We start from the raw sequence: 16,538 nt of genomic DNA, 5'->3' as shown, positions 1-16,538 counted from the left end.
ATGATCGCCCCTCGAGATTGAGCCGGGATGGGCGATACATACGCCATTTCCGAATTTCGGTAAAGCGGAATATTTTCGCGCGAGCGGGTTGACAGCGCCGCGACACACCTCGGTCCCGTAGCCTGGATGGAGCGCCAGCGTAATCCGGGACAGCGCAAGATGCCGAGCGCGCAGCCCCGGATTACGCTTTCGCTCCATCCGGGCTACGAGAGACGAGATTGAGCTCGTCGAGACCTGGAGAGCTCAGTACGGTGCGTAACGATAGCCCGGATCGTAGTAGTAGCCGGAACCGCCGTAGTAACCAGGGCCGCCGTAGTAACGCGGGCCATAGCCATAATAATAGCGGTTTTCATAATATTCGCGGCGGCGGCTCTCGGCGATCGCGCCTCCGATCAGACCTGCGGCCACGCCCATGAAGGCGAGACCCGCGGCATTCGGCCCGCGTCGATAGTAACGCCGCCGGTGCGAGCTGAAATCGGTGACGTCGGAGGCAGCCTGGCCGGTAACGGCCGCCTTGACAGCCGACTTGGCGGCCGGGCTCCCGGCCGACGCCGCTGCAGACGGGGATGCGGAAGCCGCAATCAGGGCGAGGCCTGCGAGCGCGACCACGATCGTGTTGCGGCCGGCTGCGGAAATCACGGGTCCAATACTCATGTTCGAATTTCCTCTGTTCTCGCCCAAAGAAACATAAGCAAACGATCTATAATCCGCAAACCACTGAAATGGTTTCATGATCGCGGCGATCTGCCACGCTTTGAACGATTGTAAATCCCGAACGATCAGACCCAGCTTGAACCAGCCAACCTGAGCGGTTAATGAACAGCCGCGCCGTTTTCGGCCGCCGTAAGCGTTTACGTGAACCAACGCATCAACCGACGCCGTCGGGATCGATGCCATTTTCCAGGTTCAACGTGATCGACGCGTCCTTTTCCTAGAGAAACCAGATGATTGTGGTTCGCAAACTGCCGGCGCGCTATGCGCCGATCGTGACGCCATTCGTGCTGTCCATCCTCATGACGGCGGTGGTATCGGTCATTTCGACGCTGCGGAGCCTGGGGGCAACGCCGGCGTTCCTGGCGGCCTGGCCGGGCGCCTGGGGACTGTCCTGGCTCGTCGCCTTCCCGACCCTGCTCCTGGTGCTGCCGCTGGTCCGCCGGATCGTGGCCTGGCTCGTCGCAGCACCACCCGGGCGGTAACCGCGCCTACGACAGCGCCCCCAGCACGCCTCTCGTCGCCTTGTCGATTTCCTCGACATAGCGGCGGCGGGCGAAGCTCTCGGTGAGGAAGCCGACCACCTTGCGGCTGTCGGTGGAATCGACCACCGCCAGCATCTCCGCCTCGGCTTCGTCGAACACCGCCATCGCCGACTTCACGTTCATTTCCGGGATCAGCACGATGTCGATCAGGCGGGCGAGCTCGATCACCTGGATGTCGTCGGCGATGGTGTCGAGGTCGCTGGAGAACAAATCGGGCAGCAGGACGAGGCCGATATATTCGTCAGCATTGTTGACGATGACGATTCCCGGCCGCGAGCCGAGCGCGAACTCGCGGCGCGCGGCGGCGATCGTCGTGGTCGAGGGCACCTTGCCGACGTCCGAGCGCATCAGGCGCTCGACCGTGAGATTGCGCAGCCAGCCGACGTCGTTGGCGCTGCGGATGGTCTCGCCGCGCAGATGCAGGCGCCAGGTCGAGAAGGAATGGCCGAACATGAAGCGCACGCAGATCGAGGTCACGATGCAGCCGGCCAGCACCACGGCGGTGACGTCGACGTTACGTGTCATCTCGAGCACGAGGAACGACATCGTGAGCGGGCCGCCGACGATGGCGACGCCGAGCGTCGCCATGCCGGTCAACATCGCCACCAGCGGATCGATCGCGAAGTTCGGGCTGATGAGCAGCAGCACCGCGGCAAAGAACTTTCCGATCAGGCTGCCGACGAACAGCGAGGCGAAGAACAGGCCGCCGCGAAAGCCGGAGGCGAGCGAGATCAGGCAGGCCGTCACCTTCAAGGCGATGATCAGCGCGATCAGGCCGATCGTCATGTCGTGGAAGAGATCGAGCACCATGGCGCCATGGCCGGCCGCGAGAACCTGCGGCGTGATGATGGCGAACCCGCCGACGATGAGCCCGCCGATCACAGGACGCAGCCAGACCGGCATCCAGGCGAACAGCCGCTCGAACATCGGCGAGGAGCGCATCACGGCGATGCCGACGCCGCTGGTGATGAGGGCGAGCCCGATCAGTGCCAGATATTGCTCGACGCCGACGGCGCTGACCTTGGGTATCTCCAGCGAGTATGGCGCGCCGCCCAGCCATTGCGCGGTCAAGGCGCCCGCGAGGGAGGCGGCGAGGATCGGCGCGGCACTGCCTACGGCATAGACGCCGACGATCAGCTCGCAGGCATAGAAGGCGCCGGTGATTGGCGCGCCGAACGCCGCCGCGATCGCCGCCGCGGCCCCGCAGCCGACCATCAGGCGCAGATCGTTGCGGCGGAGATTGAAGAATTTGCCAATCAACGAGGCGATGCCTGAACCGATCTGGGTGTAGCCCGCCTCGAGGCCGACGGAGGCGCCGCAGCCGTTCGAGATCAGGGTCTGGCCTGCGACCACCCCGCTGTCGCGCATCGACAGATTGCCGCCCCGCAGCGCGTTTGCCTCGATCGGATCGACCGCGTTCGATATCTTCATGCGCCGCCGCGACCATTCCATGATTCCGAGCACCAGCCCGCCGAGCGCAGGCGCGATCAGTGCCGCCCATGGGCTGACGCTCGCGTGGGCCGACAGGTGGACGTCAATGGGAATGCCGTAGATCACGACATGCGCGATCTGCGCGATGTGGGCCATCAGCGTCACGACCGCGCCCGCGAGCGTGCCGATCACGAGCGCCAGCGGGATCAGGTAGAACTCGTTGCTGCGCAGCAGGGCGCGCAGCCGAACCATGGTGCGGTTCGTCTTCTTGCGATCCACGAGATGTTTGATCCGCACTAACACCGTCTGGCCCGCCCTACCCTTCCGACAGGCCGTAGCCGGCCATGCGCTGACGGACCCGCTCGATCTCGTCGCTCGGGAGCAGCGGCGGTTGTCCGATCTGCAGACAGCCGTGATATTGCCGCGCCAGCGTCTCGACCTCGACCGCCAGCCACATCGCCTTGTCCAGGGTCTTGCCGATCGCGATCATGCCGTGATGATCGAGCAGGCAGGCGAGCCGGCCCTCCAGCGCCCGCACGGCGTGCTCGGACAGCTCCGCCGTTCCGAACGTCGCGTAGGGCGCGCAGCGGATGCTGTCGCCGCCCGCCGCCGCGATCATGTAATGCACGGGCGGGATCTCCATGCCCATGATCGCCAGGATGGTGCAATAGGTCGGATGGGCGTGCACGACGGCGTTGACGTCGGGCCGCGACATCAGGATGTCGCGATGAAAGCGCCATTCGCTCGACGGCTTCTGGTCGGGCGCGTGCGAGCCGTCCATGGCCATGAAGACGATCTGGTCCGGACGCATGGCCTCATAGGGCACGCTGGTCGGCGTGACCAGGAGGCCGTCCACATGCCGGACGCTGATATTGCCCGATGTGCCCTGGTTGATGCCGAGCGCGTTCATGCGCCGGCAGGCGTCGATAATGGCCTGTCTCTTGCCGAGCTCGTCCGCTGTCATCGACATGTCGATTTCCTGTCGAGGGCTTATTGGACCGAGTTACGTCAAAGCAACATGACAGTGCAAGCGAAAGCGTCCCGGATCCCGTGACACTCCGGCCGAACGGGATAGCGACAGGTTAACAGATTGTCGCAGCTACTGGGGCAGGCCGATCCGGGCCGACCCGTTGATGCCGAACTGCACGGAATAGGCGGCGAGCAGCATGCCGAGAACGCGCGAGAGCCATAACAAAAGTTAAGGCTGGTGCGGAGGCGTTGAGATCGAACGGTGCAATCGCAAAGCAACCATTCCCGACGATTGCCGTTTCACTGTGCATCGATACACGAACAGAAGCAGCCGAAGCAATTGCACGAGCCCCGTTCCAGAATTGATCCGCACGATCCCGTTGCCTGCAGCCGTTGGGCACTTCGATTAGGGACAAACGTCAGAGAGCTCAAGGCGGCGATTCATCAATTCGGCAGCGCAGCGGATGCCGTGGCGTACGGCCTTCAGCAGTGGCGGCGTAGCGCCTCGCGCGGGCAGTGGCAGGGGCGCAGCGGCGCACCGCAGATCGGCATTCTCTCCGATTCCATGGTCGCGCGCGGCGAACAGCTCGCCGCCGTTTCGATGGTCTGCGTCAATGCGATCGGCCTCGTCGCCGGCGCCGTGCCGCGGATTCTGCCCGCGGCGCCGGAGGCTGACATCGATGCCTATCTGGACAGGCTCGACGGCCTCTTCGTCGGCGGCGGACAGACCAACGTCCATCCGTCCCGCTATGGACAAACGGTCGACGAGAAGCGTGACGGCCCGTTCGACGAATTCCGCGACGAGGTCGCGCTGCGCCTGATCCCGCGGGCGCTGGCGCGGGGCATCCCCGCTCTGTTCATCTGTCGCGGCTTCCAGGAGCTGAACGTCGCTTTCGGCGGCACGCTGGCGAAAGAGCCAGACGATTTGCCCGAGGAGCAACGCCATGGCACGCCCGACGCGGACAACGAGGATGCCCGCTATCGGCTGCGGCAGAAGGTGGCCTTGCGCAAGGGCGGCGTCCTGCAGCAGATCTGCGGCGCGGATTCGATTCTAGTGAATTCGCTGCACAGCTTCCTGATCGCCGATCTCGCACCGGGTCTCGTCGCGGAGGCCGTCGCCGACGACGGCTCGATCGAGGCCGTCAGCGTCGAGGGCGCCAGCGATTTTGCGCTCGGCACGCTTTTCCATCCCGATTATTGGGCGAGCTCCGACCACGCCTCGGCGCGCATTCTGGCGGCTTTTGGAGACGCGGTTCGCCGCCACGCCAAGGCACAAGGGGCGGCGTAGGCGATGCACCGCTACCGCTTCGGCATCGAGGAGGAATATTTTCTGGTCAACCGCCAGTCCGCGGCGCCGCGATCCGAGCTGCCCAAGCCCTACATGGCCGCGGCGCAGAAGCGCCTCGGCGAGCGGCTGACCACCGAGATCCTGCAATCGCAGATCGAGGTGGCGACGCCGCCGCTGACGTCTTCGACCGATGCGCTGGCCGAGCTCGCGCATTATCGCGCGGTGCTCACCGAGGTCGGCAAGGACCACGGCGTCGGCATCATCGCGGCCGGCACACACCCGCTGGCGCAGCCGCAGCAGCAGCGCATGACGCGCAAGCGTCGCTACAGCAAGGTCATCAGCGATCTCGGGATGGTCGGCCTCGGCAACCCGATCAGCGGACTGCACGTCCATGTCGAGGTCCCCGAGCCCGATTTGCGCGTCGAGATCATGCACCGCCTGGTGCCGTTCCTGCCGCTGCTGCTGGCGCTCTCGACCTCCTCACCGTTCTGGTGCGGCTACCCGACAGGATTGCTGGGCTACCGCAATGCCGCCAACGATGCCCTGCCCCGGACCGGCTTTCCCGAGATGTTTCGGAACCTTTCCGAATACGAGACCTACGTGAAGACCTTGGTCGATGCCGGCATCATCCCCAACGCCACCTATGTCTGGTGGGCGTTGCGGCCCTCGCTGCAGCATCCGACTCTCGAGCTGCGCATCACCGATTGCTGCACGGCGATCGCGGATTCGGTGGCGATCGCGGCGCTGTTCCGCGCGCTGGTCCGCCACGCCGTCCACCATCCCGAGCTGAACGCCACCTATTCGGCCGTGCACCGCGCGCTGGTGGAGGAGAATCGCTGGCGCGCCCAGCGCTACGGAACCGACGGCACCTATATCGACCTGGTCTCGTTCGAGCCGGTCTCGTTCAGAAGCTGGCTCGATTCGGTGATCGCCATGGTGGCACCCCACGTCGACCATCTCGGCATCGAAGACGACATCCAGCATCTGAAGTCGATCCCCAAGCGCGGCACGTCGGCCCACCTTCAGCTCGAATATTTTCGCGGCTTGCGCAAGTTCGGCCACTCGCCGCGGGAAGCAATCAGCGACGTGACGAAATGGCTGCGGACTTCCACCGAAGCCGGAGACTTCACCGCCCGGGGCGGCGAGCCGAAAGCGCAAGCGGTGCGGCAACCGCTGACCGACCCGGTCTGACGTCTCCGGCTGCGGTCGCATGGAACGAGGTTTCGACCGCCGACTTAGCTCAGCGTGATAGCAATGGACAATCGTGGAGACCAATCATGAGCGACAGCGGCATTAGCATGCTCCTGGGCCACGCCTCGGCCCAGATGCTCTGGCTCTGGTTCATCGGAGCGTTCGTGCTCGGCGGGGCGCTCGTTTACGGCGTGATGAAGGCGGGCAACTTGCGCCGCAGCGAGCGGGCGCAGCTCGATCGCAACACCGAGGCACGGCAGCGCCAGGAAGATCCCTACAAGCGCCCGACCTAGCTCTCGCGGGTGGCAGTTTGGAACTTTCGTTCATGGAGCGGCTTTGATCGCCCGAGGATTGAGGAGGGCGAGGCCTTCCCGTGTTACCTCATGAGGAGGACGTATGGCTAAACGAGCGAAGAAACGCACGACAAAGAAGACCGCGGCGCGCCGGCCGCGTCAGGCGCCGAAGATGCTCAGCGACCTGTTTCTGGAGACGCTGAAGGACATCTATTTCGCCGAGAACAAGATCATCAAGACCCTGCCCAAGATGGCCAAGGCCGCGAATTCCAAGGAGCTTACGGCCGCCTTCAACAAGCATTTGCGCGAGACCCAAGGGCAGGTCAAACGGCTCGACCAGATCTTCAAGATGCTGGGCAAGCCGGCGCGCGGCAAGCCCTGCGAGGCCATCAACGGCATTGCCGACGAGGGCGCCGAGATCATGAAGGAGTTCAAGGGCGCGCCGGCGCTCGATGCCGGACTGCTCGCGTCAGCGCAGTCGGTCGAGCATTACGAGATCTCCCGCTACGGCACGCTGCGCACCTGGGCCGAGGAGCTCGGCATGCAGGACGCCGCAAGGCTGCTCCAGGAGACGCTGGACGAGGAAGAGGCAACCGATCGCACGCTGACCGAGCTCGCCACCTCCGTGATCAACCTCGAAGCGGAACAAGAGTACCGCGCCGCAGCCTGAGCCCGCGCCCTGCCAATGAACGGAACGTCGCGGCCGCATGCCGCGGCGTTCGCTTGTCTTGATCGCACGGCGGCGCATGGCACGTGCGCGCCACCGTACTGGATTTCCTTGGAACCGGCCCCATATGCAGGCTTTCCCACCCCAGAGCCCGCATCATGCAACCCAAAAATCCCCTCGACTGGATGCTGTCCGAAGCCCTGGACTCGCTGACCCGCGCCGATCGGCTGCGCCAGCAGTTCGGCCGCCAGGAAGCCTGCTGGGAGCCGCCGATCGACGTGCTCGAGACCGAGCGTGAGCTCCTGATCCTGGTCGCGCTTCCCGGCGTCAATCCGGACAATGTCGAGACCGTCATCCATGACGGCGTGCTCGTCATCTCGGGTCAGCGCACCCTCCCGCCGGAGCTTCGCAACGCCCGCATCCATCGGCTCGAGCTGCCGCAAGGGCGTTTTGAGCGCCGCATTGCATTGCCCCTCGGCCGTTACGCCATCAGCCGCTTCGTGATGGACGGCTGCGTCGCACTGCGCCTCGCGAAATCCTGAGGTCGATCATGGCCACCGAACAGATGAACAACGAACAAAGCAATAACGACGTGAAGATCCCCGACGACGCGCTGATCATCGTCCCCGTGCGCGAGATGGTGCTGTTTCCCGGCGCGATCGCGCCGATCACGATCGGCCGGGCGAAGTCCATTGCCGCCGCGCAGCAGGCGCTGCGCGAGCAGCGGCCGATTGGCATCGTCCTGCAGCGCAGCCCCGAGACCAATGACCCCGGGCCGGACGACCTCTACAGGGTCGCAACCATCGCCAACATCGTGCGCTACATCACCGCGCCCGACGGCACCCATCACATCGTCTGCCAGGGCGTGCAGCGCGCGCGCATCCTCGACTTCCTGCCGGGGACGCCGTTCCCGGCCGCGCGCTTCCAGCAGATCCCCGAGCCGACCACGACCTCGCCCGAGATCGAGGCCCGCGCGCTGAACCTGCAGCGCCAGGCCATCGAGGCGATCGAGCTGCTGCCGCAGGCGCCGCCCGAGCTCGCCGCGATGTTCCAGGGCACCAGCGCGCCCGGCGCGCTGGCGGATCTGGCAACGTCGTTCATGGACATCAAGCCGCAGGACAAGCAGGAGGTGCTGGAGACCATCGACCTGGCTCTTCGCGTGGAGAAGGTGTCGAAGCACCTGGCCGAGCGGCTGGAGGTGCTGCGCATCAGCAACGAAATCGGCCAGCAGACCAAGGCCTCCTTCGACGAGCGGCAGCGCGAGGCGATCCTGCGCGAGCAGATGGCGACGATCCAGCGCCAACTGGGCGAAGGCGACGGCAAGCAGGCCGAGGTCACCGAGCTGACGGCTGCGATCGCCAAGGCCAACATGCCGCCGGAGGCGGAAGCGCATGCCAAGAAGGAGCTGCGCCGCTACGAGCGCATGCCGGAGGCCGCCGGCGAGGCCGGCATGGTCCGCACCTATCTGGACTGGCTGATCGAGCTGCCCTGGGCGCTGCCCGCGGAGAAGCCGATCGACATCAAGGAGGCGCGAGCCATCCTGGATGCCGACCATTTCGGCCTGGAGAAGATCAAGAGCCGGATCATCGAATATCTGGCGGTGCGCAAGCTCGCCCCGCAGGGCAAGGCGCCGATCCTGTGCTTCGTCGGCCCGCCCGGCGTCGGCAAGACCTCGCTCGGCCAATCCATCGCGCGCGCGATGGATCGCCCTTTCGTGCGCGTCAGCCTCGGCGGCGTGCATGACGAGGCCGAGATCCGCGGTCACCGCCGCACCTATATCGGCGCGTTGCCCGGCAACATCATCCAGGGCATCAAGAAGGCGGGCGCGCGGAATTGCGTCATGATGCTGGACGAGATCGACAAGATGGGCCGTGGCGTGCAGGGCGATCCGTCCGCCGCGATGCTGGAGGTGCTCGACCCCGAGCAGAACGGGACGTTCCGGGACAATTACCTCGGCGTGCCCTTCGACCTGTCGCGCGTCGTGTTCATCGCGACCGCCAACATGCTCGACCAGATCCCGGGTCCGCTGCTGGACCGCATGGAGCTGATCAGCCTCGCCGGCTACACCGAGGACGAGAAGCTGGAGATCGCGCGGCGCTATCTGGTACGGCGGCAGCTGGAGGCCAACGGCCTCTCGGCCGAGCAGGCCGAGATCGAGCCGGAGGCCTTGAAGCTGATCGTCAAGGGCTACACCCGCGAGGCCGGCGTGCGTAACCTCGAGCGCGAGATCGGCAAGGTGCTCCGCCATGCCGCGGTGCAGGTCGCCGAAGGCACGGCCGCGAAGGTCGTGGTGACGGCAAAGGACATCGCCACCGTCCTCGGCCAGCCGCGCTTCGAGGGCGAGATCGCACTGCGCACCAGCGTTCCGGGCGTTGCCACCGGCCTTGCCTGGACGCCGGTCGGCGGTGACATCCTGTTCATCGAAGCCACGCGCGTGCCCGGCAAGGGCGGGCTGATTTTGACCGGCCAGCTCGGCGACGTCATGCGCGAGAGCGTGCAGGCTGCGCTGACGCTGGTGAAGAGCCGGTCCTCTCAGCTCGGCATCGATCCGCAAGCGTTCGAGAAGAGCGACATCCACGTTCACGTCCCCGCGGGCGCAACACCGAAGGACGGGCCGAGCGCGGGCGTTGCGATGTTCACGGCGCTGACCTCCCTGCTCACCAACCGCACGGTGAGGAGTGACACCGCGATGACCGGCGAGATCTCGCTGCGCGGCCTGGTGCTGCCGGTCGGCGGCATCAAGGAGAAGGTGGTGGCTGCGGCTGCTGCCGGCCTGAAACGGGTGATGCTGCCGGCGCGCAACAAGCGGGACTATGACGACATCCCGAAGAGCGCGCGGGACACCCTCGAGTTCATCTGGCTGGAGCGCGTCGACGAAGCCATCGCCGCGGCGCTCGAGCCGGCTGAAGCCAAGGAAGCGGCGGAGTAAAGGCGATGAAGAAACTGCTGGAAAGAGCGAAGCGGTCGCGGAAGACGCAGCGGCTGCGCCAATTGCTCGATCGCGCGATCGACCGGATTCGCGATGGGCTCGCAGGACCCGAGCCGCGGCTTCAGCCTGCTACGGTCCGAGTGAAGCGCCGCAAGGGTTGAGCCCTCCGTCTCGAACCCTCGCGGCAGCCCCAGACAAAAGGCCCCCTCGTTCGAGGGGGCCTTTGCGTTGTTAGCCCACGGCGTCCTTGGCGGCCTTGACCGGGCGGGCGCGGACGATCTTCCGGGCCGGCTTGGCCTTGAACATCATCTCTTCACCCGTGAACGGGTTGGTGCCCTTGCGCGCCTTGGTCGCGGGCTTCTTGATGACCACGAACTTGGCGAAGCCCGGCACCAGGAACAGGCCGTTCTTCTTGAGCTCCTTGTGGCCGACGTCGGTCAGCGTCTCCATGACGTTCTTGACGTCACGCTTGGAAAGCTCGGTGGCGGTCGCAATCTTTTCGATCAATTGCGATTTGGACATCTGGGTCGGCATCGTGTCTCCTCTGATTCGTTGCCGGTTGCATATTAGACCAACCGTTGAAGGCCTATAGCCTTCTGCACAGTTTTGTCGCGAAATTACGGGCTTTTCTGGCCTGCTGTGACAAAAAACCCTGCTTTTTAGCTACTTCCGGAGCGGATGAAGCCTCGGGCAGCAGTTTTTGCCTTGTTTCAAAGGCCCGCACGCAACCTTGCTAGAACTGATTCGCCGCTTTCGACAAGCGACGACCGGCCTCTTTATGAGAGGCCGGTCGTGTTTCACCCTGAAAAATAAGGGTCGGATCGCTGGTCGCCGGTCTTCTTCCCCGTAAAAATGGGGAGAAAGTCAGTGGGCGATTGGCTAGACGCGCTCGATGATGATGGCCGGCGCCATGCCGCCGGCGGCGCACATGGTGACGAGACCGCGCTTGAGGTCGCGCCGTTCGAGCTCGTCGAGCACGGTGCCGATCAGGATCGAGCCGGTGGCGCCGATGGGATGGCCGAGCGCGATCGAGCCGCCGTTGACGTTGACCTTGGCCCGGTCGAGCTTGAGGTCGCGGATATATTTTTCCGCCACCACGGCGAAGGCCTCGTTGATCTCGAACAGGTCGATGTCGTCGATCGTGAGGCCCGCCTTGGCCAGCACCTTGCGCGTTGCCGGCACCGGTGCGTTCAGCATCAGGGTCGGCGAGTCCCCCATGTTGGCCATCGCGACCACGCGGGCCCGGGCTTTAAGGCCATGCGCCTTGGCGTAAGCGGGCGAGGCCAGCAGGATCGCGGCAGCGCCGTCGACGACGCCGGACGAGTTGCCGGCGTGATGCACGAAGTCGATGTCGAGATCAGGGTACTTCTGCAGGATCAGGCCGCGATAGGTCGTGCCCTTGTCGTCGAGCGCGTAGTCCGCGATGGCCGGAAACGCGGGCTTCAGGCTGCTGAGGCCTTCCATCGTGGTCTGCGGCCGTGGGTATTCTTCATGATCCAGCGCCAGACTGCCGTCCTCGCGGTGGACCGGCACGAGGCTGTTCTTGAAGTGGCCGTTCGCGATCGCATGCGCGGCGCGCTTCTGGCTCTCCAGCCCGAGCGCGTCGACGTCGCTTCGGGTGATGCCTTCCAGCGTCGCGATCGCATCGGCGCAGACGCCCTGATGCGACTGCGGATGCCGTGCCCGCAGACGCAGATTGCCGCCGTCCATCATCATCGGACCGCCGCCGCGGCGTCCCTCCATCGACATCATCTCGCAGCCGCCGGCGATGACGAGATCCTCGGCACCGGCCATGATCGAGCTCGCCGCCATGTTGACGCTGGTGATGCCGCTTCCGCAAAAACGATCCAGCGTCACCGCGCTGGCACGCACGTCGTAGCCGGCATCGAGCGCCGACATGCGGCCGAGATCGCCGCTTTGCGTTGCCACCTGCGCGCTGCAGCCCCAGACGATATCATCGACGTCGGAGGTATCGATGCCGGTGCGGTCGGCGAGTGCGCGCAGCACGGTCGCCCCGAGCTGCTGCGGATGAATGCCCGACAGGGCTCCCTTGCCGGCCTTGCCGATGCCCCGCGGCGTGCGGCAGGCATCAATGATCAGCGCGTCAGGCATTGGCGTCGTCCTCTTGTTTATGGGTGTTGAGAACGGTTTTGAATAAGGGGGAGAAGAGAGTCAATGTGCGGCGCTACACGGTTTCTCCCGCCCCTCACTCAGATTTTCCGCTACACGAAAGCCTCAGCGACGTCATGGCCGGGCTTGTCCCGGCCATCCACGCTTGGCTCCGGGCAGGAAGAACGTGGATGCCCGGGACAAGCCCGGGCATGACGATCTCTCAGATGGCTCGACATGGAAGAAAGCCGCTACACCCCCGCCGCGTTCTTCGCGATCACGTTGCGGTAGAAGCTGGCGCTGAGTTTTGCCGTGCGGACCTGGGTGTCGAAATTGACGTGGTACAGCCCGAAACGCTTGTTAAGGCCGTACACCCACTCGAAATTGTCCATCAGGCTCCAGAGGAAATAGCCGTGCACCGGCACGCCTTCGTCGGTGGCGCGCTGGAGCTGGGCGAGATAGTTGCGCAGATACATGATGCGATCGGTGTCGTAGATCTTGCCGTCGGGCGACACCACATCGTCGCCGGAGGTGCCGTTCTCGCTGATATAGATCGCATCCGTCTTCCAGATCTTCGCCGCCAGCTTCGGCACCCAGTAGATCGTCTCGGGCCCGACGCGCAGCCAGTCCGAATTCATGTGCGGGAACGATTTCGGGATCGGCAGCGGCTTGAAGCCCGCGCCCTGGTCGGACGCCACCACGTAGTTCTGCGGCGCATAGATGTTGAGACCGAGAAAATCGACCGGCGAAGAGATGATCTTGAGCTCCGCATCGGTGTATTTCGGCGCGTTGGACCCGGCGTATTTCAGGAAGGCGTCGGTATAGCGGCCCGTCATGATGACGTTGAGATAGCCGGCATTCATCTCGCGCAGCGCGGTCTCCGCGGCCCGCACGTTTTCCGGCGTGTCGAAGGCAGGCGCGCAGGCATCGATGTTCTCCGCCGGCCCCACCCTGGTGCCGCGGCGGCCATGGGCTCGCACCGCCTGCACCGCGAGCCCGTGCGCCAGCGCACTGTTGTGCCTGATCTGATTGACATCGGCTTGCGGCAGCTTCAAGCCCGGCGCGTCGATGCCGACGCCGTAACCGAAATAGACGAAGCGCCCGCTCTCGTTCAACGTGAACACGTTCCTGACGCGGTCGGTGAGGTGCGCGGCGATATAGGCCGCGTAGTCGCCGAAGATCTTGCAGGTCTCGGTCGAACGCCAACCGCCGAACCGGTCCTGGAGCGATTGGGGCAGGTCCCAATGATAGAGGGTCAGCCACGGCTCGATGCCGTTCTTCAGCAGCTCGTCGACGAGACGGTTGTAGAAGTCGAGCCCCTTCGGATTGGGCTTGCCGTCGCCGTCCGGGAACAGCCGCGGCCAGGCCACCGAGAAGCGATAGGCCTTGCAGCCGAGCTCCTTGATGAGGGCGATGTCCTCCTTGTAGCGGTGATAGTGCTCGTTGGCGCGGTCGCCGTTGGTGCCGTCCTCGATCTTGCCGGGGATGCGGACGAACTTGTCCCAGATCGAGGCCCCTCGCCCGTCCTCCTCGACCGCACCCTCGACCTGATAGGACGAGGTCGCCGTGCCCCAGAGAAAGCCCGCCGGAAAACCGGCTGCATTGCGCGGCGGCCGCGCCGGCTTGGCTTCGGCGACAAGCGGACTCGCAATCCCGGCTGCGGACAATCCCGCCAGCTTGGCAAACCGGCGGCGCGAGACCCCCTCCGTCATTGATGCTGCTCCACTTCTTTTCGTTTCGGGCCGGCACAATGGACAGTTCCGGGCGATTTGAGAAGCGGGTGCAGGAGGTCCCAGATCCGCCACCGCAGGCGCGGCAGCACAATGCTTCCCTTGCCGAGATGAACGCCTATTGAGTTCAAACCGGATTCTAGCTTCGGCCTGCTCCGATTGAACCGACCACAATCTGCATCAGCCACGCGATGCCCGCGTCTTTCATAGCCGCTTTGGTCGCGATGGCCCGGATCGTATCCGGTTTGCGCGCGAAAGGCAGCTCGACCAACACGAGGCCGAAACGGCTGGCGTGCTGCTCCACCAGTCGGCGCGGCAATGCGGCGATCAAATCAGACCCGGAAAGCTGGGCAAGCGCCATCATGAAATTCGGAACAGTCAAAGCGATGCGGCGTTCGAGGCCGCGCTTTGCCAACATCTCATCAACGAAACCGCGCGGTTCCCCACTGAGAGAGACCAGCAGGTGCTGTGATCGCGCGAACGCAGCATGGGTTGGCGCTTTTGCGAAGGGATGTCCCTTGCGCATGGCCAGCACGAACTCCTCCTCGTAAAGCCTGCGCGCCTCGAAACGCGGTGATACCGCCGGCAGCGGCAGCATTGCGATATCGAGCTCGCGTCGTTCGAGCATGTCTAGGCTTTGCTGCCAAGGATCTCCGATTGCGCCACCGCGCGGCGCAGGCATCAGGTGGATCAGCCCGATATCAATGTGGGGCGCCGCAGTCGCGATCGATTGCAACAGCGGACCGATCGCTGAGACCAGTACGGCATCGGGAGCGCCAATCGTAAATCGACGGCCACTTTGCTCCGGGTCGAACGGTGTGGCCGAGCCGATCAGCTGTTCGACGCGCGCGATGATCTCGGCCACCGGCTCTCCAAGCTCCAAGGCCCGCTCCGTTGGAACGACCCCCTTCGGGGTCCGCAGAAACAGCGGATCGTTCAGTAGAAGACGGAGCCGGCCAAGCGCATGGCTGACAGCCGACGGCGTCAGGCTCAGCCGAGCGGCTGCACGCGCGACATGGCGCTCTTCCAGGACCACGCGGAAGAGCACGAGGAGATTCAGATCAATCCTGGATAGATCAATTTGGTTCAGCATGTTGCTGAAATCATATCGCTGGATTCATTAGGATCAAGGCTTCATGCATGGGCCTCGTCGTTCGATCAGGAGCTGAGAAATGACCAACAAACCGTCCGGGCTGAACAGGTGGCCATGCGAGCAGGAAAAGATATCGCGGCGCTCGATGATGGCCGCTACCGCAGCAATTCCCCTGTCCGGTCAGCTTTCGGCCGATGCGGCCGCTGGAAGCGACGCGATAGCAGGCCTCGTCGAACGCGCCCGCGAGAAGAATGCCGCCTTCATGCGTGGCGATGTGGACCGCTGGTCCCAGCTTGTCCGCATCGCGCCCGATTTCACGCTGATGCAGCCCTTTGGCGGGCCTACGAGTCGGGGATTCGACGCTAGTCCCCAGCGTCTGGCTGCCCTCTCCCGATACTTCAGGGAAGGCCAAACCGAACTTGAGGTTTTGCAAACCTATGCATCCGACGCGCTCGTCGCTCTCGTCATGGTCGAGCGCCAGCGCGCCGAGGTGGGCGGGTTGCCGGCTCAAGACTGGTCGCTGCGCGTGACCGAAGTCTACCGCAAGGACGGCACGGATTGGCAACTCGTGCACCGTCATGCGGACCCGCTGGTCCGAAGCATCACCTTGCAACAGGCGGCGATACTCGCCCGGGGATGGCCGGAGGAAAAATGACGAAGCGCTGCAGATGAGCTGGATTCGGAGCCGGCCGGCGGCCAGTCGAGACGACGTGCGATTTCGTCGCGATGATCAGCGCGAGCGCTTCGGCAATTTCGGCAGCTTGTCGGGATTGAATGCCGGCGTCTGCCCTGGTGGTTCAGGTGGGGGCGGCTGTTGTTCCCTGAGGATGAGCGTTCCGTGGAGGATCATGCCCGGCGCCTGAGGTGCTGTCGCGGTGTAGGTCGCGATCTTGCCAGGGCAGCTTCCCTCGATCGTCAACGTCAGCTCTTGATCGTTGCCGAACACGGTGGCGCGTCCGTCGGTGTGACGCTTCGTCAATACGGTTGCGGTGAAGCGATCTCCATCGATTTGGCAGGTGCCGTGATAGGTCATCAGGCTGTCACGGCCCCAGATCTGGCCGTCTGCGACATGGACGATCCCGGTACCCTGGTCGATGGGCGTCTTGTACCAAGCGGCGTAGGTGCCGTCCTTCAGCATGGGAGCAGCCTCCCCTGGTATTCCCACGCCGACAATTGGCATCATTAGCGCCAACAAACGGTTAATGACCGGGCCCGTGCCAATCCGGCCTTTCCTTGCGCAGCTCGGCCTCGAGCTCCTCGATGATGCTGTGAAGCAGACACGCTGCAAGCGGATCGGTCACCTCGCGCTCCAGATGCCGGTACCGCGCAATCTGGAATTCCTGCTCTCTCAACTGCTGCTCAGTCATCACGGGCCCTCCGGCGAACCGACGCGGAGACGGCCGGAGAGTTTCGTTACAATTTTCAGATCATTTGCGATGGTTTCCAATCGGTTAAAGGCGCAAGCGGGCTGCGGATTGCCCGAAAAGGCTGCCGCGGGACCGGCGACACCAGCCTGAGCGCGGCGGTTGACGTCCAGACCGTTGCTTCCAATTGCGTGCGCGGCGGGCTTCTGCTAGCTTGA

Annotated in this window: 17 protein-coding genes and 1 pseudogene; 8 read left to right on the top strand and 10 right to left on the bottom strand. The window is 64.4% G+C overall.

Annotation, left to right across the window (positions count from 1 at the left end):
* Positions 1–243: 243 nt before the first annotated feature.
* Positions 244–654, bottom strand: a complete 411-nt coding sequence (locus I6F21_RS05550) for a hypothetical protein (RefSeq protein ID WP_225182990.1) — start codon at positions 652–654, stop codon at positions 244–246.
* Positions 655–944: 290 nt separating this feature from the next.
* Here I6F21_RS05550 and I6F21_RS05545 point away from each other — a divergent pair, with 290 nt between their 5' ends.
* Positions 945–1,196 carry a DUF2798 domain-containing protein gene (locus I6F21_RS05545; RefSeq protein WP_036042074.1) on the top strand — a complete coding sequence of 84 codons (252 nt, stop codon included), beginning with the start codon at positions 945–947 and terminating at the stop codon, positions 1,194–1,196.
* 6 nt (positions 1,197–1,202) lie between these two features.
* Here the strand turns inward: I6F21_RS05545 and I6F21_RS05540 are convergent, their stop codons facing one another.
* The 3 genes and pseudogenes from I6F21_RS05540 to I6F21_RS38970 all read right to left on the bottom strand — a co-directional run.
* Positions 1,203–2,990 (bottom strand): chloride channel protein, encoded by a 1,788-nt coding sequence (locus tag I6F21_RS05540; RefSeq protein ID WP_057026746.1) that lies wholly within the window; start codon positions 2,988–2,990, stop codon positions 1,203–1,205.
* Between the two features lie 13 nt (positions 2,991–3,003).
* On the bottom strand, positions 3,004–3,657 hold the full coding sequence (locus I6F21_RS05535) for a class II aldolase/adducin family protein (protein ID WP_225182863.1): 654 nt from the start codon (positions 3,655–3,657) through the stop codon (positions 3,004–3,006).
* Positions 3,658–3,786: 129 nt separating this feature from the next.
* A pseudogene (locus I6F21_RS38970) lies at positions 3,787–3,873 on the bottom strand (MarC family protein); the annotation flags it as partial.
* A 252-nt stretch (positions 3,874–4,125) separates the two neighbouring features.
* Between I6F21_RS38970 and I6F21_RS05530 the strand changes: the two are divergent.
* From I6F21_RS05530 to lon, 6 genes are all read left to right on the top strand, one after another.
* Entirely contained in the window at positions 4,126–4,944 is an 819-nt protein-coding gene (locus I6F21_RS05530; RefSeq protein ID WP_244608944.1) for a gamma-glutamyl-gamma-aminobutyrate hydrolase family protein, read from the top strand.
* A 3-nt stretch (positions 4,945–4,947) separates the two neighbouring features.
* Positions 4,948–6,135 carry a carboxylate-amine ligase gene (locus tag I6F21_RS05525; protein WP_225182862.1) on the top strand — a complete coding sequence of 396 codons (1,188 nt, stop codon included), beginning with the start codon at positions 4,948–4,950 and terminating at the stop codon, positions 6,133–6,135.
* Positions 6,136–6,221: 86 nt separating this feature from the next.
* Positions 6,222–6,428 (top strand): hypothetical protein, encoded by a 207-nt coding sequence (locus I6F21_RS05520; protein WP_036007833.1) that lies wholly within the window; start codon positions 6,222–6,224, stop codon positions 6,426–6,428.
* Between the two features lie 103 nt (positions 6,429–6,531).
* Entirely contained in the window at positions 6,532–7,098 is a 567-nt protein-coding gene (locus tag I6F21_RS05515) for a ferritin-like domain-containing protein (protein ID WP_036007836.1), read from the top strand.
* A gap of 155 nt (positions 7,099–7,253) precedes the next feature.
* A complete protein-coding gene (locus I6F21_RS05510; RefSeq protein WP_024342525.1) occupies positions 7,254–7,637 on the top strand; it encodes an Hsp20/alpha crystallin family protein in 384 nt (127 codons plus the stop codon).
* 8 nt (positions 7,638–7,645) lie between these two features.
* A complete protein-coding gene (gene lon, locus I6F21_RS05505; protein WP_225152334.1) occupies positions 7,646–10,024 on the top strand; it encodes an endopeptidase La in 2,379 nt (792 codons plus the stop codon).
* Positions 10,025–10,255: 231 nt separating this feature from the next.
* On the opposite strand, the gene I6F21_RS05500 is transcribed toward lon, so the two are convergent.
* The 4 genes from I6F21_RS05500 to I6F21_RS05485 form a co-directional block, all read right to left on the bottom strand.
* Positions 10,256–10,558 (bottom strand): HU family DNA-binding protein, encoded by a 303-nt coding sequence (locus I6F21_RS05500; protein WP_018320691.1) that lies wholly within the window; start codon positions 10,556–10,558, stop codon positions 10,256–10,258.
* A gap of 345 nt (positions 10,559–10,903) precedes the next feature.
* Positions 10,904–12,136, bottom strand: a complete 1,233-nt coding sequence (locus tag I6F21_RS05495) for an acetyl-CoA C-acetyltransferase (protein WP_225112010.1) — start codon at positions 12,134–12,136, stop codon at positions 10,904–10,906.
* A 248-nt stretch (positions 12,137–12,384) separates the two neighbouring features.
* The gene (locus I6F21_RS05490) at positions 12,385–13,845 is read right to left on the bottom strand and encodes a GH1 family beta-glucosidase (RefSeq protein ID WP_225112011.1); all 1,461 of its coding nucleotides are present in this window, start codon (positions 13,843–13,845) and stop codon (positions 12,385–12,387) included.
* Between the two features lie 157 nt (positions 13,846–14,002).
* Entirely contained in the window at positions 14,003–14,956 is a 954-nt protein-coding gene (locus I6F21_RS05485; protein WP_225182861.1) for a LysR family transcriptional regulator, read from the bottom strand.
* Positions 14,957–15,035: 79 nt separating this feature from the next.
* On the opposite strand from I6F21_RS05485, the gene I6F21_RS05480 reads away from it, so the two are divergent.
* Positions 15,036–15,611, top strand: coding sequence for a nuclear transport factor 2 family protein (locus I6F21_RS05480; RefSeq protein ID WP_036007869.1), 576 nt, complete (start codon positions 15,036–15,038; stop codon positions 15,609–15,611).
* Positions 15,612–15,686: 75 nt separating this feature from the next.
* Here the strand turns inward: I6F21_RS05480 and I6F21_RS05475 are convergent, their stop codons facing one another.
* Both I6F21_RS05475 and I6F21_RS05470 read right to left on the bottom strand, forming a co-directional pair.
* Positions 15,687–16,094, bottom strand: coding sequence for a hypothetical protein (locus I6F21_RS05475; protein ID WP_225112013.1), 408 nt, complete (start codon positions 16,092–16,094; stop codon positions 15,687–15,689).
* Positions 16,095–16,155: 61 nt separating this feature from the next.
* Positions 16,156–16,323, bottom strand: a complete 168-nt coding sequence (locus I6F21_RS05470; protein ID WP_192893123.1) for a hypothetical protein — start codon at positions 16,321–16,323, stop codon at positions 16,156–16,158.
* Positions 16,324–16,538: the final 215 nt, after the last annotated feature.

Origin of the sequence: Bradyrhizobium sp. NBAIM03 (assembly GCF_020194055.1) — a bacterium.
GTDB classification, from domain to species: domain Bacteria; phylum Pseudomonadota; class Alphaproteobacteria; order Rhizobiales; family Xanthobacteraceae; genus Bradyrhizobium; species Bradyrhizobium yuanmingense.
This window is presented reverse-complemented; position numbering and strand designations above follow the sequence as displayed.

Excerpts from the sequence above, each read along its gene's own strand:
- I6F21_RS05470 (WP_192893123.1), bottom strand. The coding sequence starts at position 16,323 with ATGACTGAGCAGCAGTTGAGAGAGCAGGAATTCCAGATTGCGCGGTAC.
- I6F21_RS05485 (WP_225182861.1), bottom strand. The coding sequence starts at position 14,956 with ATGCTGAACCAAATTGATCTATCCAGGATTGATCTGAATCTCCTCGTG.
- I6F21_RS05535 (WP_225182863.1), bottom strand. The coding sequence starts at position 3,657 with ATGTCGATGACAGCGGACGAGCTCGGCAAGAGACAGGCCATTATCGAC.
- I6F21_RS05520 (WP_036007833.1), top strand. The coding sequence starts at position 6,222 with ATGAGCGACAGCGGCATTAGCATGCTCCTGGGCCACGCCTCGGCCCAG.
- I6F21_RS05550 (WP_225182990.1), bottom strand. The coding sequence starts at position 654 with ATGAGTATTGGACCCGTGATTTCCGCAGCCGGCCGCAACACGATCGTG.
- I6F21_RS05510 (WP_024342525.1), top strand. The coding sequence starts at position 7,254 with ATGCAACCCAAAAATCCCCTCGACTGGATGCTGTCCGAAGCCCTGGAC.
- I6F21_RS05525 (WP_225182862.1), top strand. The coding sequence starts at position 4,948 with ATGCACCGCTACCGCTTCGGCATCGAGGAGGAATATTTTCTGGTCAAC.
- lon (WP_225152334.1), top strand. The coding sequence starts at position 7,646 with ATGGCCACCGAACAGATGAACAACGAACAAAGCAATAACGACGTGAAG.
- I6F21_RS05490 (WP_225112011.1), bottom strand. The coding sequence starts at position 13,845 with ATGACGGAGGGGGTCTCGCGCCGCCGGTTTGCCAAGCTGGCGGGATTG.
- I6F21_RS05475 (WP_225112013.1), bottom strand. The coding sequence starts at position 16,094 with ATGCTGAAGGACGGCACCTACGCCGCTTGGTACAAGACGCCCATCGAC.
- I6F21_RS05500 (WP_018320691.1), bottom strand. The coding sequence starts at position 10,558 with ATGCCGACCCAGATGTCCAAATCGCAATTGATCGAAAAGATTGCGACC.
- I6F21_RS05495 (WP_225112010.1), bottom strand. The coding sequence starts at position 12,136 with ATGCCTGACGCGCTGATCATTGATGCCTGCCGCACGCCGCGGGGCATC.
- I6F21_RS05480 (WP_036007869.1), top strand. The coding sequence starts at position 15,036 with ATGACCAACAAACCGTCCGGGCTGAACAGGTGGCCATGCGAGCAGGAA.
- I6F21_RS05515 (WP_036007836.1), top strand. The coding sequence starts at position 6,532 with ATGGCTAAACGAGCGAAGAAACGCACGACAAAGAAGACCGCGGCGCGC.
- I6F21_RS05545 (WP_036042074.1), top strand. The coding sequence starts at position 945 with ATGATTGTGGTTCGCAAACTGCCGGCGCGCTATGCGCCGATCGTGACG.